The 14,859-nt window shown below is 70.5% G+C and carries 13 protein-coding genes; 9 read left to right on the plus strand and 4 right to left on the minus strand.

Translation table 11 applies throughout. From position 1 onward, the window contains the following. Positions 1 to 29: 29 nt before the first annotated feature. The gene (gene hmgA, locus OG453_RS17050; protein WP_266868733.1) at positions 30 to 1,355 is read right to left on the minus strand and encodes a homogentisate 1,2-dioxygenase; all 1,326 of its coding nucleotides are present in this window, start codon (positions 1,353 to 1,355) and stop codon (positions 30 to 32) included. A 101-nt stretch (positions 1,356 to 1,456) separates the two neighbouring features. Here hmgA and OG453_RS17055 point away from each other — a divergent pair, with 101 nt between their 5' ends. The 4 genes from OG453_RS17055 (at position 1,457) to OG453_RS17070 (ending at position 6,283) form a co-directional block, all read left to right on the plus strand. Next, positions 1,457 to 2,089, plus strand: a complete 633-nt coding sequence (locus OG453_RS17055; RefSeq protein WP_266868734.1) for a TetR/AcrR family transcriptional regulator — start codon at positions 1,457 to 1,459, stop codon at positions 2,087 to 2,089. 137 nt (positions 2,090 to 2,226) lie between these two features. Then, positions 2,227 to 3,666: a CitMHS family transporter gene (locus OG453_RS17060; protein WP_266868735.1), complete on the plus strand. Its 1,440-nt coding sequence runs from the start codon at positions 2,227 to 2,229 to the stop codon at positions 3,664 to 3,666. Further along, a complete protein-coding gene (locus OG453_RS17065) occupies positions 3,666 to 4,907 on the plus strand; it encodes an MFS transporter (protein WP_266868736.1) in 1,242 nt (413 codons plus the stop codon). The genes OG453_RS17060 and OG453_RS17065 overlap by 1 nt, the downstream gene beginning before the upstream one ends. 155 nt (positions 4,908 to 5,062) lie before the next feature. Continuing rightward, positions 5,063 to 6,283 (plus strand): transposase, encoded by a 1,221-nt coding sequence (locus OG453_RS17070; RefSeq protein ID WP_266868737.1) that lies wholly within the window; start codon positions 5,063 to 5,065, stop codon positions 6,281 to 6,283. Positions 6,284 to 6,365: 82 nt separating this feature from the next. On the opposite strand, the gene OG453_RS17075 is transcribed toward OG453_RS17070, so the two are convergent. After that, positions 6,366 to 6,962 (minus strand): DUF2867 domain-containing protein, encoded by a 597-nt coding sequence (locus OG453_RS17075; protein WP_266868739.1) that lies wholly within the window; start codon positions 6,960 to 6,962, stop codon positions 6,366 to 6,368. Positions 6,963 to 7,130: 168 nt separating this feature from the next. Here OG453_RS17075 and OG453_RS17080 point away from each other — a divergent pair, with 168 nt between their 5' ends. The 3 genes from OG453_RS17080 to OG453_RS17090 all read left to right on the plus strand — a co-directional run bounded on the left by OG453_RS17080 (position 7,131) and on the right by OG453_RS17090 (position 11,458). Beyond that, entirely contained in the window at positions 7,131 to 8,519 is a 1,389-nt protein-coding gene (locus OG453_RS17080) for an aldehyde dehydrogenase family protein (protein ID WP_266868740.1), read from the plus strand. A 74-nt stretch (positions 8,520 to 8,593) separates the two neighbouring features. Next, entirely contained in the window at positions 8,594 to 9,676 is a 1,083-nt protein-coding gene (locus tag OG453_RS17085) for a Zn-dependent alcohol dehydrogenase (protein WP_266868741.1), read from the plus strand. A 414-nt stretch (positions 9,677 to 10,090) separates the two neighbouring features. Next, the gene (locus OG453_RS17090; protein WP_266868742.1) at positions 10,091 to 11,458 is read left to right on the plus strand and encodes an MFS transporter; all 1,368 of its coding nucleotides are present in this window, start codon (positions 10,091 to 10,093) and stop codon (positions 11,456 to 11,458) included. On the opposite strand, the gene OG453_RS17095 is transcribed toward OG453_RS17090, so the two are convergent. Then, positions 11,424 to 12,467 (minus strand): urea transporter, encoded by a 1,044-nt coding sequence (locus OG453_RS17095; protein ID WP_266868743.1) that lies wholly within the window; start codon positions 12,465 to 12,467, stop codon positions 11,424 to 11,426. The genes OG453_RS17090 and OG453_RS17095 overlap by 35 nt on opposite strands. 112 nt (positions 12,468 to 12,579) lie before the next feature. Next, positions 12,580 to 13,239 (minus strand): TetR/AcrR family transcriptional regulator, encoded by a 660-nt coding sequence (locus OG453_RS17100; RefSeq protein ID WP_266868744.1) that lies wholly within the window; start codon positions 13,237 to 13,239, stop codon positions 12,580 to 12,582. Between the two features lie 72 nt (positions 13,240 to 13,311). On the opposite strand from OG453_RS17100, the gene OG453_RS17105 reads away from it, so the two are divergent. Together OG453_RS17105 and OG453_RS17110 are read left to right on the plus strand one after the other, a co-directional pair. Beyond that, positions 13,312 to 14,463 (plus strand): acyl-CoA dehydrogenase family protein, encoded by a 1,152-nt coding sequence (locus tag OG453_RS17105; protein WP_266868745.1) that lies wholly within the window; start codon positions 13,312 to 13,314, stop codon positions 14,461 to 14,463. A gap of 88 nt (positions 14,464 to 14,551) precedes the next feature. After that, complete coding sequence (locus OG453_RS17110; protein ID WP_266868746.1) at positions 14,552 to 14,842, plus strand: YiaA/YiaB family inner membrane protein; 291 nt, start codon at positions 14,552 to 14,554, stop codon at positions 14,840 to 14,842. The last annotated feature ends 17 nt before the right edge of the window (positions 14,843 to 14,859 follow it).

Genomic DNA, 14,859 nt, shown 5'->3' on the forward strand with positions numbered 1-14,859 from the left:
CTCCGAATCAGTACGGAATCAGAGCTGGATCAGCTACGGAAATGGCGCTCCAGACCTTGCCACACGTCGTCGTACCCGCGCTGCAGGTGGGACGCCTGAGCTGCCTGTTCCGTCGCCGTCACCGGCCAGCGCGTCTCGAACATGAAGGCAAGGCCGTCGTCGATCTTCTGCGGCTTCAGCTCGGCGGCCGAGGCCTTGTCGAAGGTCTCGCGGTCGGGTCCGTGCGCCGACATCATGTTGTGCAGCGAGCCGCCGCCCGGCACGAAGCCTTCCGCCTTCGCGTCGTACGCGCCCTCGATGAGGCCCATGTACTCGCTCATCACGTTCCGGTGGAAGTACGGCGGCCGGAAGGTGTTCTCGCCCACCAGCCAGCGCGGCGCGAACACGACGAAGTCGACGCCCGCGAGGCCCGGGGTGTCCGACGGCGAGGTAAGCACGGTGAAGATCGACGGGTCCGGGTGGTCGTAGCTGATCGAGCCGATCACATTGAAGCGGTGCAGGTCGTAGACGTACGGGACGTGATTGCCGTGCCAGGCGACCACGTCGAGCGGTGAGTGGTCGTAGGTCGCACGCCACAGGTTGCCGCAGAACTTGTTCACCACCTCCACCGGCCGCTCGACGTCCTCGTACGCGGCGACCGGCGCCCTGAAGTCCCGCGCGTTCGCCAGGCCGTTGGCGCCGATCGGGCCGAGGTCGGGGAGCTGGAAGGGCGCGCCGTAGTTCTCGCACACGTACCCGCGTGCGCTCTCGTCGAGCAGCTCCACGCGGAAGCGGACGCCGCGCGGGATCAGCGCGACCTCGCCGGGTTCCGCGTGCAGCAGCCCGAACTCGGTGCGCAGGAGAAGGCCGCCCTGCTCGGGCACGATCAGGAGCTCGCCGTCCGCGTCGCTGAACACCCGGTCCGTCATGGCGGAGTTGGCGTAGTAGAGGTGAATACCCATGCCGGTGCGCTGTGTCGCGTCGCCGTTGCCGCCGAGCGTCCAGAGCCCCGCGAGGAAGTCCGTGCCGGGCGCAGGCTCGGGGAGCGGGTTCCAGCGCAGCCGGTTCGGGTCGGGCGCCGCCTCGGCGAAGGGCGCCGTACGGATCGCGCCGTTGTCGACGCGCGTGAACCGCGGATGCGCCGCGGAGGGGCGGATGCGGTAGAGCCACGAGCGCCGGTTGTGTGCGCGGGGCTCGGTGAAGGCGGTTCCGCTCAGCTGCTCCGCGTAAAGACCCAGCGGTGCGCGCTGGGGCGAGTTGCGACCGTGCGGCAGTGCGCCGGGCACCGCCTCGGAGCTGTGTTCGTTGCCGAAGCCGGAGAGATAGGCCAGCCCTTCGGCGGTCTTCCGTGCGTCGGTGGTGTGATCCCCGCTCATCATCGCTCCCTCGTCAACGATTCCTATAGGACACCGTAGGATTCACGTTTTCCTTCCGCAAGGGGAAGCGCCGAATGTGAGCGGTGCTCTACTCTCCCGGGATGCCCCACCGGAACCCGCCCCCGACCGGCCCTCTGCGCCGCACACCCGTGCAGCAACGCAGCGCGGAGCGCCTGACCCGGATCCTCGACGCCTGCGCCGACCTCCTGGACGAGGTCGGCTACGAAGACCTCAGCACCCGCGCCGTCGCCCGGCGCGCGGACGTCCCGATCGGCTCCGTCTACCGCTTCTTCGGCAACAAACGGGCCATGGCCGACGCCCTGGCCCACCGCAACCTCGATCTGTACGGGGAGCGCGTCGCGGCCCGCGTCGCCGGCGTCGATCGCGGCGACTGGCGCGGCGCCGTCGACGCCGCCTTCGACGAGTACCTCGCCATGAAGCGCACCGTCCCCGGCTTCGGCCTGGTCGACTTCGGCATCCCCTCGGCCCCCGACGCGATGCCCGACGCCAACTCCGACGTCGCCGAACGGGTGGCCGCGCTGCTCGCCGACCATCTCGACCGTCCACTGGACGCACGGCTGCGCCGCACCGTGCTCGTCGGGGTCGAGGCGGTCGACGCGGTCCTCCAGCTCGCCTTCCGCGTCGACGCGTCGGGAGACCCGGCCCTCATCGACGAGACACGGACGCTGCTGCACGCGTACTTCGCCGGCTCCCTCGACGCGCCACCGCGCTGACTCACCACCTCGTTGACCTGGAGTTTTGCGCTTATTGCTCGCGCGTCAACATCTTGTTAACGCTCAAATGCCGGCCCTAACGTCATCCGGACCGCCAGACCTGGTGGGAGTTCGATGGTGAACGTTAGGTAGCCCCCATGCTGACAATCCTCGGATTCGTCATGATCGCCACGTTCCTGGTGCTGATCATGATGAAGAAGATGTCGCCGATCGCGGCACTGGTGCTGATCCCCGCGCTCTTCTGCGTGTTCGTAGGAAAGGGAGCCCATCTCGGGGACTACGTCCTCGAAGGCGTCGGCAATCTGGCGCCCACGGCGGCCATGCTCATGTTCGCCATCGTGTACTTCGGCGTCATGATCGACGTCGGCCTCTTCGACCCGATCGTCCGGGCCATCCTGCGCTTCTGCAAGGCGGACCCGGTGCGCATCGTGGTCGGCACCGCGCTGCTCGCCGCGATCGTCTCGCTCGACGGCGACGGCTCGACGACCTTCATGATCACGGTCTCGGCGATGTATCCGCTCTACAAGCGCCTCAAGATGAGCCTCGTCGTCATGACGGGTGTCGCGGCCACCGCCAACGGCGTCATGAACACCCTGCCCTGGGGCGGCCCGACGGCCCGTGCCGCGACCGCGCTGAAGGTCGACGCGGCCGACATCTTCGTCCCGATGATCCCGGCACTCGCCATGGGCCTGGTCGCCGTCTTCCTCCTCTCCTACGCACTGGGCCTGCGCGAGCGCAAGCGGCTCGGCATGCTCTCGCTGGACGAGGTCCTGGAGAAGGAGACGGCGAGCGAGACGGTTCTGGTGGGTACGGGTGGCGGCACCGACGGACGTACGTCGCTCACGAAGAAGACCACCGGGGGCACCGGAGCCACCGGGGGAGCGGGTTCGGGAACGGACGCCGACGCCGCCGACGAAGCCGACGAGGACGACGGCTTCCAGGGGCTCGACCCGAACCGCGCGACGCTGCGCCCCAAGCTCTACTGGTTCAACGCGGGCCTCACCGTCCTGCTCCTGACCGCCATGATCATGGAGTGGCTGCCGATCCCGGTCCTCTTCCTGCTCGGCGCCGCGCTCGCCCTGACGGTCAACTTCCCGCACATGCCCGACCAGAAGGCCCGGATCGCCGCCCACGCGGAGAACGTCCTCAACGTCACCGGCATGGTCTTCGCGGCCGCCGTCTTCACCGGCGTCCTGCAGGGCACCGGCATGGTCGACAGCATGGCCAAGTGGCTCGTCGACGCCATCCCCAGTGGCATGGGCCCGCACATGGGCCTGGTGACGGGTCTCCTCTCGCTCCCGCTCACCTACTTCATGTCGAACGACGGCTTCTACTTCGGTGTCCTGCCGGTGCTTGCCGAGGCCGGCCAGGCGCACGGCGTCGGCACCCTCGAGATCGCCCGCGCCTCGATCGCCGGTCAGGCCCTGCACATGTCGAGCCCGCTCGTGCCCGCCGTGTACGTCCTGGTCGGCATGGCCAAGGTCGAGTTCGGCGACCACACCAAGTTCACCGTCAAATGGGCCGTGCTCACCTCGCTGGTGGTGCTCGGCTCCGGAATCCTCTTCGGCATCATCTGATGCCATCGACACCGGGCCGTGCCTGGTTGCTGCGCCTCGTCATCGCCTTCAGCTTCGCGCAGGGGGCGGTGTCGATGGCGCGTCCGGCCGTCTCCTACCGGGCCCTGTCCCTGGGCGCCGACGAGCGGGCGATCGGTGTCATCGCCGGGGTCTACGCCCTGCTCCCGCTCTTCGCGGCCGTGCCGCTCGGCCGCAGGACCGACCACGGGCGGTGTGCGCCGCTCCTTCCGGCCGGCGTCGTGCTGATATCCGGCGGGTGCGCGCTCAGCGGCACGGCGGGCTCGCTCGGCGCGCTGGCCGCCTGGAGCGGCGTGATGGGGCTCGGCCACCTCTGCTTCGTGATCGGCGCGCAGTCGATCGTCGCGCGGCAGTCCGCGCCCGACGAACAGGACCGCAACTTCGGGCACTTCACGATCGGCGCCTCGCTGGGGCAGCTGATCGGGCCGGTCGCCGCGGGGTCCCTCATCGGCGGGGACATGGGCCGCAGCAGTGCGCTCGCCCTGATCGTGTCGGCGGTGGTCGCGGCGGTCTCCCTCACCTCGCTGTGGCGCATCGAGCACGTCAGGCCGTCCGGCGGCGGCCCGAAGCGGGGCGAGAAGGTGCCGGTGCTCGGCATCCTGCGCACCCGGGGCGTGCCCGCGGGGATCTTCATCAGCCTCGCGGTGCTTTCCGCGACCGACATCCTCACGGCGTATCTGCCGGTGGTCGGCGAGCACCGGGGCATCGCGCCCGCCACGGTCGGGGTGCTGCTCTCGCTGCGGGCCGCCGCGACGATCGCCTGCAGGCTCGTCATGACGCCGCTGATCAGTCTCCTGGGCCGTACGACGCTGATCGTCGTGACGTGTGCGGTGGCCGCCCTGCTGTGTGCGGGGATCGCGCTGCCGGTGCCGGTGTGGGGGCTCGGCATGATGCTGGCCCTGCTCGGCTTCTGCCTCGGGGTCGGCCAGCCGCTGTCGATGACGACGGTGGTCCAGGCGGCCCCGGAGGGCGCCCGCTCGACCGCGCTCGCGCTGCGGCTGACGGGGAACCGGCTCGGGCAGGTGGCCGCGCCGGCGGGGGCAGGGTTGATTGCCGGAGTCGCGGGGGTTGCTGCCCCGTTCGTGATGCTCGGTGGGTTGTTGCTGGTGGCGGCCGGGTTGGGGCTGAGGCGCAGCCCAGCGGGGCCTTCCCCAACCCCGCCCCTTCCCGAAACTGAGGGCTCCGCCCCCAGAGCCCCGCTTCTCAGACGCCGGAGGGGCTGAACTACCCCAGCACGGGTGCGAACGCGTGTGCCTGTGGTCGCTGGTTGGGGTGGTGGCTGCAGGAATGGGGCACGTGCGTGCGGCAGTCGTACCTATGGTCCTTCGGAGGGTTCGGGATGCGGTGGCGGCCCGGTCGGGGGCTGTGAGGGGGCGAGATGGCGCAGGTGAGGGAGGCCGCGGAGGCCGGGCATGCCCGGTACACCTACCGGCTACGCGTGTCGTCCACCGCCCGCACCGCGTTGGCGGCGGAGTGGGACCGATGCCGGTGGGTGTGGAACGAATGCGTCGCCAAGTCCAAGGCCGTACACCTGCACAACGCGGCCACCGGCCAGAAGGCCACGTGCGGCCCAGCTCAGCTCCATAGGATGCTGACCGAGGCCCGCGCCCGTACGCCGTGGCTGCGCGCGGGTTCGTCGGTTGCCCAGCAGCAGATCATCCGCGATTTCGGCCGATGCCGCGCCAAGGCGCACAGGGACGTCAAGGAGCGGCTGCCGGTGGCACGCCGGGCTGGGATGCCGAAGTGGAGGACCAAGCGTGAGGCACTGCCGACCCTCAACTACACCCGGCCTGGTTTCCGGTTGAAGGACGGCCGTCTGCACTTGGCGGGCGGCATCGCCGTGGCGGTGGTGTGGTCGCGGGAGCTGCCCGCCGACCCGTCCTCGGTGCGCGTCTATCAGGACAGCCTGGGGCACTGGTACTGCTCGTTCGTCGTTCCAGCCCAGGTTCAGCCCTTGCCGGAGACCGGCCGCGCACTCGGCGTCGACTGGGGCGTGAAGGAGACCGCGACCACCACATCCGACGCGTACGACCTGCCGCACGCCGAGCACGGCAACAAGGCCAAGGAGAAGCTGACCCGGTACGACCGGATGATGGCCCGCCGCAAACCGAAGAAGGGCCGGCCCGGATCGAAGGGCTACCGCGAGGCGAAGAAGCTGCGGGCCAAGGCGCACAAGAAGGTGGCCCGGCAGCGTGCGGACAGCGGCCGCAAGTGGGCCAAGAAGGTTGTCCGCGACCACGATGCCGTCGCTGTCGAGGACTTCCGTCCGAAGTTCCTCGCCAAGACCACGATGGCCCGCAAGGCCGCTGACGCCGCCATCGGCGCCACCAAGGCCGCACTGATCGAGATGGGCCGCAAGCACGGGCGGGACATCCGCCTCGTCCACCCCGCGTACACCACGATGGACTGCGCGCAGTGCGGAGCGAGAGCCAAGCACGTACTGCCGCTGGGGATGCGCACCTACACCTGCACCGCGTGCGGAGCCGAGTCCCCCCGGGACAAGAACTCCGCACGCGTGATGCTCGTCCGGGCAGGTCTCAACCCGGCTGGTGCTGAGGGCGGAAGACCTCCTGGAGCGCTGCTCCAGGAGGCGGCCTGAGCCAGGAATCCCCTCCCTTCAAGGAGGGGAGGATTCAAGAGGGAGTCCTCCTCATAGGCTGGCCGCGCCCTGGGGCGGGCGATCAGTCGACGCGCCTCTCGGCCGAATCCGCCTCCCACTCGCGGCCGATCGACCGGATCAGCGCCGGGTACACCCCCAGGTACCGGAAGGGGGCGATGGCGGCCATGTAGGCGGAGCCGAGCAGCCCGTTGGGCTTCACGATGACGGCCATCTGGCCGCGGTGGCCGCCGGATCCGTCCGGCACCCAGCCGATGTGCATCAGCCCGTGCACCGTCTTGTTGCCCATCTCGGCGACCCACTCGTCGTGCGTCTGGTAGACGGACGTGAACGGACCCGTGGGGAAGTCGGGCCCCCGCGTGCCCTCGCGGAGATCGGCGGGCAGTCGATCCCGCAGTGACGCCACCCGCCCGCCGACGCCGTCGCGGGACCTGTCCAGGCCGAGCAGCCCGCCGAGTTTCCAGCGCGCCGCGAAGAGGAAGCGCGGTACGGGCGACTGGAGATGGGCGCGGCGGTCGTTGGTGAACTGCCGCACCAGCCGGTCGAGATCGTCGGGGCCGCCGGGTGTCGGCAGTGCCCACACGTCGTGGACCCGGAAGTCACCGGCGATCTCGTGGATCCGCCAAGGGCGTGAGGTGTGCGCGGACATGGGGAGTCTCATGGGCGGGCCTCAGATCTATACGTTGCCGTATAGATCAAGCTAGCAGCGCATGTACGGCACCGTATAGATGGGGTCGTGGCCGGGAAGTGGGCCCTTGGGGCAGGCGCCCCTGGTGTCGAAAAACTATCAGCGCTAGTTTGGTGCGCGGACGACTATCAGGAGGATGCGATGAAGGCCCACGACGGGATGTACATCGGCGGCGCCTGGCGCCCCGCCGCAGGCACGGACACGATCGAGGTCGTGAACCCGGCCGACGAACAGGTCATCGACCGGGTGCCGGCCGGCACGGCACAGGACGTAGACGCCGCGGTGCGCGCCGCCCGCGACGCCTTCCCCGCCTGGTCCACGACACCGCCCGCCGAGCGTGCCGCGCTCATCGGTGCGCTGCGCGACCAACTGGTCGCCCGCAAGGACGAGATCGCCGAGACCGTGACGGCCGAGCTCGGCGCCCCGCTCCCGTTCTCGCAGATGGTGCACGCCGGGGTGCCGATCCTGGTCGCGGGCTCGTACGCGGATCTCGCCGCGACGTACTCCTTCGAGGAGAAGATCGGCAACTCCACCGTCTACCTCGAACCGGTCGGCGTGGTCGGCGCGATCACCCCCTGGAACTACCCCCTCCACCAGATCGTCAACAAGGTCGCCCCCGCGCTCGCCGCGGGCTGCACCGTCGTCCTCAAGCCCGCCGAGGACACCCCGCTCACCGCCCAGCTCTTCGCCGAGGCCGCGCACGAGGCGGGCATCCCCGCCGGTGTCTTCAACCTCGTCACCGGCCTCGGCCCGGTCGCGGGCCAGGCGCTCGCCGAGCACGAGGGCGTCGACCTCGTCTCCTTCACCGGCTCCACCGCCGTCGGCAAGCAGATCGGCGCGACCGCGGGCGCCGCGGTCAAGCGCGTCGCCCTGGAACTCGGCGGCAAGTCCGCGAACGTCATCCTGCCGAGCGCCGACCTCGCCAAGGCCGTGAACGTCGGCGTCGCCAACGTCATGTCCAACTCCGGCCAGACGTGCAGCGCGTGGACCCGCATGCTGGTGGACTCCGCGCGCTACGACGAGGCCGTGGAGCTCGCCGCGGCGGCCGCCGCCAAGTACGGCTCGCGCATCGGCCCCGTCGTCAACGCCAAGCAGCAGGCGCGGGTTCGGGGTTACATCGAGAAGGGCGTGGAGGAGGGTGCGCGCGTGGTGGCCGGCGGCGCCGAATCCACGGCCGACCAGGGCTATTTCATCCAGCCCACCGTCTTCGCCGACGTCACCCCCGAGATGACCATCGCCCAGGAGGAGATCTTCGGCCCGGTCGTCTCGATCATCCGGTACGAGGACGAGGACGACGCCTTGCGCATCGCCAACGGCACCGTGTACGGGCTCGCGGGCGCGGTCTGGGCGGCCGACGACGCGGAGGCGGTCGCCTTCGCCCGCCGCATGGACACCGGCCAGGTCGACATCAACGGCGGCAGCTTCAACCCTCAGGCGCCGTTCGGCGGTTACAAGCAGTCGGGGGTCGGCCGCGAGCTGGGCCCGCACGGCCTGACGGAGTACCTGCAGACCAAGTCCCTCCAGTTCTGAGCTCTGAGTCCTGAGCTCTGAGTCCTGAGTCCTGATCCTCTTCCTGTTCCGCGCCTTTTGAGGAGTACGTCATCGTGGTCCGCGCCGCTGTTCTGCCCGCCGTCGGGTCCCCTCTGGAGATCGCCGAGATCGACCTGCCCGAGCCGGGCCCCGGCCAGGTGCGGGTGCGCCTGGCCGCCGCCGGGGTCTGTCACTCCGACCTGTCCCTGACCGACGGCACGATGCGGGTCCCGGTGCCGGCGGTGCTCGGACACGAGGGCGCGGGCACGGTGGTGTCCGTGGGTGCCGATGTCACCCATGTCGCGCCGGGCGACGGGGTGGTGCTCAACTGGGCGCCGTCCTGCGGCAGTTGTCACGCCTGCTCGCTCGGCGAGGTGTGGCTGTGCGTGAACGCGCTGGCGGGCGCGGCCGACGTCTACGCCCACCGCTCCTCGGACGGCGGCGATCTCCACCCCGGTCTGAACGTCGCGGCGTTCGCCGAGGAGACGGTGGTCGCCGCCAACTGCGTACTGCCGGTCCCGGACGGCGTCCCGCTCGCCGACGCGGCCCTCCTCGGCTGTGCGGTGCTCACCGGGTACGGCGCGGTGCACCACTCGGCGAAGGTCCGCGAGGGCGAGACGGTGACCGTCTTCGGGGTCGGCGGGGTGGGCCTCGCCACGCTCCAGGCGGCGCGGATCGCGGGGGCCTCGCAGATCATCGCGGTCGATGTCTCGCCGGAGAAGGAGGAGTTGGCGCGTTCGGCGGGGGCGACGGAGTACGTCGTCGCCTCCGAGACCACCCCCAAGACGATCCGCAAGCTGACCGGTGGTCAGGGTGTGGACGTGGCGGTGGAGTGCGTGGGCCGCGCGGTGACGATCCGGGCGGCGTGGGAGTCGACGCGGCGCGGCGGGCGGACGACGGTGGTCGGCATCGGCGGCAAGGACCAGCAGGTCACCTTCAACGCCCTGGAACTCTTCCACTGGGGGCGGACGCTTTCGGGCTGCGTGTACGGGAACTCGGACCCGGCGGTGGACCTGCCGGTCCTGGCGGAGCATGTCCGGGCGGGGCGCCTTGACCTGGGGGTCCTGGTGACCGACCGGATCGCCCTGGACGGCATCCCGGCGGCGTTCGAGAACATGGTCGCGGGGAAGGGCGGCAGGGCGCTGGTGGTGTTCTAGGCGGGGGCCAAGCGGTTTCCTCTCCCCAACCCCGCCCCTACCCGAATCTCTTCCGGCTCCGCCGGCCGCGAGGTGGCCGCAGATCACCGCCTTCGGCGAGTTCGTCCTCAAACGCCGGACGGGCTGAAATACCTGCGGCCGGGCTCGAAGACCTACTGACGGGGTGGGCGGGCAACTCCGGGTAATCGGGCGGGTGGGCGGGAAAGATCGCCGCGAAGCGGCGGTACGGCGGCGCGGCCGACGACGGCGAAGGCGCCGGACGGGATGCGCTGCGGGGCCTCAGACGCACCGTTCGCTGCCCAGGGGCAAGAAACTGTCCGAACCGTTGACCACATACCCACCGGTCGGTACGTTCCCTGCAATCACGGCGCCACCCCCCGTCCCGTCCCCGGAACCACCGGAGTGTGCACCCGCATGGACCCCGCACCGACCTCCGCAGCCCCCCTCTCCGCTCCCACCCAGAAGTCCCAGGACCCGGCGGATCCCCACCGCCGCAAGGTCGCCACCGCCGCCGCCCTCGCCTCCGCTGTCGAGTGGTACGACTACTTCGTCTTCGGGATAGCCGCCGCCCTCGTCCTCGGCGACCTCTACTTCCCCGCGGGCAGCTCCTCCGCGGGAGTCCTCGCCGCCTTCGCGACCTTCGCCGTCGGCTTCCTCGCCCGCCCCATCGGCGGCGTCATCGCGGGCCAGCTCGGGGACAAGCGGGGCCGCAAGCCCATGCTGGTCCTCGCGCTGACGCTGATGGGCGTTTCGACCACCGGCATCGGTCTGCTGCCGACGTACGAGACCGTCGGCATCGCCGCTCCGATCCTGCTCGTCACCCTCCGCGTCCTGCAGGGCATCGCGGTCGGCGCGCAGTGGGGCGGCGCGATGCTGATGGCCACCGAGTACGCCCCGGAGGGCAAGCGCGGCCTCTACGGCAGCCTGGTCCAACTGGGCGTCCCCATCGGTGTGGTGACCGCCAACACCGTCTTCCTGGTCGCCGGTGCCGCCACCAGCGAGAGCGCCTTCGAGGCGTGGGGCTGGCGGGTGCCGTTCATGGTCGGGATCCTCGTCCTCGTGCTCGCCTGGTACATCCACACCCGCGTGGAGGAGACCCCCGAGTTCCGCGAGGCGGAGAAGGCGCTGGCCGAGAAGGAGAAGAAGGAGCAGGGTGAGAAGGGCGACGGGGGCAGCAAGAGTTCTCCGCTGCGCACCATCCTCCGCCACCACCTCGGCACCGTCTTCCTGGCCGGCGGCTCCTTCGCGGTGAACACGGCGACCTTCTACATCATCATCACCGGCGTCCTCGACTACACGACCCGCGAACTCGACATGAAGCGCAGTGCGGTCCTCACCGTCTCGCTCTGCGTCAGCCTCACCCAACTCGCCCTGATCCCGGCCTCAGCGGCGCTCTCCGACCGCATCGGGCGACTGCGGATCTACGCCATCGGCGCGGCGGGGCTCGCGGTCTGGGCGGTGCCGATGTTCCTGCTCATCGACACCGGATCGCTGCTGTGGCTGGCCGTCGGGACGTTCGTCACCAGCTGCTTCCTGAGCATCATGTACGGGCCGCAGGCCGCGCTCTTCGCGGAGCTTTTCACGGCCGAGATGCGGTACACGGGAGCCTCGCTCGGCTACCAGATCGCGGCGGTGTTCGGCGGCGGGCTCGCGCCGTTCGTCATGGTGCTGCTCCTTGAGGCGACGGGCACGTCGATGGCCGTATCGGCCTACATCATCGGGCTCGCGGTGATCGCCCTCGTCTCGATCAAGGTGCTTGCGGGGCGGGCGAGTTCCCGCTGACGCCCCCGGTCGCGGCCGATTCCGGCGCCGTCCGCCCCGACGGCGCCGGAATCGTCGTACGCAATCGGGGGAAGGAGGGGGCCGCCGCGAGGAAGACGAGCGTCGTCAGGATGAACGGCCAGGTGAAGGCGTGCCCGCCGGACGGTGCGAGGAGTGCGGAGAGCGCGGGGCCGACGGCGGTCGCGGTGGCCGCGCCCACGAGCGCGTACGCCAGAGTCGCCCCCCGGACCGGCAGGAAGGTGCCGCACAACGCGAGGGCGACGAGCACCGAGTTGTATCCCATCGAGCCGTCGGCGATCCGTGCGGCGGGCGCCCCGAGCGCCCACGCCGAGCCGATGCCGACGAGGCTGCCCAGGCACGCAACGGCGCCCGCGCGGCGGCTCGCGACGAAGAGGCCGAGGAGCAGGAGAGCGCCGACGTACCACTGCGGCATGAAGAAGATCTGGGCGAAGTCGGCGAAGAAGGCCTTGGTCAGGTCGGTGAGTTGGAGAGTGGTGGGGCCCGTTGCCTCCCGTGGGAGTGCGGCGGGGCCGTTCGCGTGGTGCCCCACCCGCTCGAAGCCGGGCGCCGCGAGCGTCATCGCGCCGGCCAGCAGGCAGTACGGCATGGTCAGGGGCGGAAGCCGCCAGACGCCGAGCAGCTGCGTCATGGCCGCCGTCACGACCGTGACGACCACGCACCCCGCAAGCGCGAGCCCGGCCGTGGACAGGTGCTCCGCGCCGAGGAACACGGCGAAACACAGCGCGGTGAGGCAGGCGTTGAAGCCTTCGAGGCCGGTGGATACGCCTTCGCGCGGCGCCCCGAGCGCTCGCGCGGTGGCGGTGCCGACCGCCGTGCCCGCAAGGCCGTAGAGCCCGTACTCCCAGCCCGCGGCGAACAGCGCGACGCAGAAGACGGCGCCTGCGGCCGCGCTGGGCAGGAAGGTGACCTGCGCGTGGCCGCGCAGGACCTGGGCGGCGAAGGGGAGCACCCCAAGAGGCGGGCGCCTGGCATCCGTTGAGGGCCGCACGACTCACTCCCGTGTTACGTCCATGTTTCGCCCGGCAAGGCGGATGCACTTTACATCTACGCACTTGTCGGGCGGTATGGCGCCTTGGTGTGCCGTGAGCCCCGCGCCCCGGTCAGGCGGCGGGCGTCGCCACCTGCTCGTACTGCAGGGCGAGACCGTCGAGCAGGGCCCGCAGACCGGTCTCGAAGGCCCGCTCGTCGATCTGCTGCTGGCGGTCGGCGAGCAGGTGGGCCTGGCCGAGGTGCGGATAGTCGGCCGGGTCGTACGCCGCCTCGTCGTCCACGAAGCCCCCGGCGAACGAGCCGAGCGCCGAGCCCATGACGAAGTACCGCAGCAGCGCGCCGATGGACGTCGCCTGCGCCGCGGGCCAGCCCGCGTCGACCATCGCGCCGAAGACCGCGTCCGCGAGGCGCAGTCCGGCCGGGCGGCGGCCAGGACCGTGGGCGAGCACCGGGACGATGTTCGGGTGCCGGGTGAGCGCCGCCCGGTAGGACACCGCCCAGTCGTGCAGGGCCGTGCGCCAGTCGCGCTCGTCGGCGGTGTCGAACATCGACAGGTCGACCTGGGCGCTGACCGAGTCGGCGACCGCCTCCAGGATCTCGTCCTTGGTGCGGAAGTGGTTGTAGAGGGAGGGCCCGCTCACTCCGAGCTCGGCGGCGAGCCGGCGCGTCGACACGGCCGTGAGTCCCTCGGCGTCAACGAGCGCGCGCGCCGCTTCGACGATGCGATCTCGGCTGAGGAGGGGCTTGCGCGGTCGGGCCATGCGGCACATAGTAGGGCTGCCGACAGAAACTAGCACTGCTAATTTAAATCCGGGAGAACCGGGAAAAGTGGGGTGTTCTCGATGAATCTGGAGCTCAGCGAGGAGCAGATCGCCGTCAAGCGGCTCGCCAGGGACTTCGTCGAGCGCGAGATCGCCCCGCACGTCGTGGAGTGGGACCGCGCCGAGAGCGTGGACCGGTCGATCGTGAAGAAGCTCGGCGAGGTCGGCTTCCTGGGTCTGACCGTCGACGAGGAGTACGGCGGCTCGGGTGGCGACCACCTCGCGTACTGCCTGGTGACCGAGGAGCTGGGCCGCGGCGACTCCTCCGTGCGCGGCATCGTGTCGGTCTCGCTGGGCCTTGTCGCCAAGACCATCGCGTACTGGGGCGACGAGGAGCAGAAGCGGCGGTGGCTGCCGGGGCTCACCTCCGGGGAGCTCGTCGCCTGCTTCGGGCTCACCGAGCCGGGCACCGGGTCCGACGCGGGGAACCTCTCGACCAAGGCCGTGCGTGACGGCGACTCCTACGTCATCAACGGCTCCAAGATGTTCATCACGAACGGCACCTGGGCCGATGTCGTGCTGCTCTTCGCGCGGTCGACCGACGCCCCCGGACACAAGGGCGTCTCCGCTTTTCTCCTGCCCACCGACACCCCAGGCCTGAGCCGCCGCACCATCCACGGCAAGCTCGGCCTGCGCGGCCAGGCCACCGCCGAGCTGGTCCTTGAGGACGTCCGGGTCCCGGCGTCGGCCATGATGGGGCCCGAGGGCAAGGGCTTCTCGGTCGCCATGTCGGCGCTCGCCAAGGGGCGGATGTCGGTCGCCGCGGGCTGTGTGGGCATCGCCCAGGCCGCCCTGGACGCGGCGGTGACGTACGCGACCGAGCGCGAGCAGTTCGGCAGGACCATCGCCCACCACCAGCTGGTCCAGGAGCTGATCACCGACATCGCGGTCGACGTGGACGCGGCCCGGCTGCTCACCTGGCGGGTCGCCGACCTCATCGACCGGGGGCAGCCGTTCACCACGGAGTCCTCCAAGGCGAAGCTGTTCGCGTCGGAGGCCGCCGTCCGCGCAGCCAACAACGCGCTGCAGGTCTTCGGCGGCTACGGCTACATCGACGAGTACCCGGCGGGCAAGCTGCTGCGCGACGCCCGCGTGATGACGCTCTACGAAGGCACGAGCCAGATCCAGAAGCTGGTCATCGGGCGGGCGCTGACGGGGGTCTCGGCGTTCTGAGGCCGCGGGGCCCGGCGGGCGTACTGAGTACCGGAGTTGAGTACGAGAGCGGATGTGGCGGCGGTGATCCCGGGCCAGGCTCTGGGGCATGAGTGAGACACCGGTCAAGCAGCAGAACACCACCGCCTACTTCGGCCAGGCGGTCGCCTCGTTCGCCGTGGCGCTCGCCGCGACGGCCGGCGGCATCTACAGCCTCGACGTCAGCGGCTGGATCCGCGCCTTCCTCGCCGTCTCCGTGCTGTACCTGACGACGTCCGCGTTCACGCTCGCCAAGGTCGTCAGGGACCGGCAGGAGGCCGACCAGATCGTCAGCCGCGTGGACCAGGCCCGCCTGGAGAAGATGCTTGCCGATCATGACCCGTACAAGCCGGTGGCCTAAGCGCTTGCTCACCACCA

Source organism: Streptomyces sp. NBC_01381, assembly GCF_026340305.1.
Taxonomy (GTDB): domain Bacteria; phylum Actinomycetota; class Actinomycetes; order Streptomycetales; family Streptomycetaceae; genus Streptomyces.

Coding starts and splice junctions, on each gene's coding strand:
- hmgA (WP_266868733.1), bottom strand. CDS start 1,355: ATGAGCGGGGATCACACCACCGACGCACGGAAGACCGCCGAAGGGCTG.
- OG453_RS17055 (WP_266868734.1), top strand. CDS start 1,457: ATGCCCCACCGGAACCCGCCCCCGACCGGCCCTCTGCGCCGCACACCC.
- OG453_RS17060 (WP_266868735.1), top strand. CDS start 2,227: ATGCTGACAATCCTCGGATTCGTCATGATCGCCACGTTCCTGGTGCTG.
- OG453_RS17065 (WP_266868736.1), top strand. CDS start 3,666: ATGCCATCGACACCGGGCCGTGCCTGGTTGCTGCGCCTCGTCATCGCC.
- OG453_RS17070 (WP_266868737.1), top strand. CDS start 5,063: ATGGCGCAGGTGAGGGAGGCCGCGGAGGCCGGGCATGCCCGGTACACC.
- OG453_RS17075 (WP_266868739.1), bottom strand. CDS start 6,962: ATGAGACTCCCCATGTCCGCGCACACCTCACGCCCTTGGCGGATCCAC.
- OG453_RS17080 (WP_266868740.1), top strand. CDS start 7,131: ATGAAGGCCCACGACGGGATGTACATCGGCGGCGCCTGGCGCCCCGCC.
- OG453_RS17090 (WP_266868742.1), top strand. CDS start 10,091: ATGGACCCCGCACCGACCTCCGCAGCCCCCCTCTCCGCTCCCACCCAG.
- OG453_RS17100 (WP_266868744.1), bottom strand. CDS start 13,239: ATGTGCCGCATGGCCCGACCGCGCAAGCCCCTCCTCAGCCGAGATCGC.
- OG453_RS17105 (WP_266868745.1), top strand. CDS start 13,312: ATGAATCTGGAGCTCAGCGAGGAGCAGATCGCCGTCAAGCGGCTCGCC.
- OG453_RS17110 (WP_266868746.1), top strand. CDS start 14,552: ATGAGTGAGACACCGGTCAAGCAGCAGAACACCACCGCCTACTTCGGC.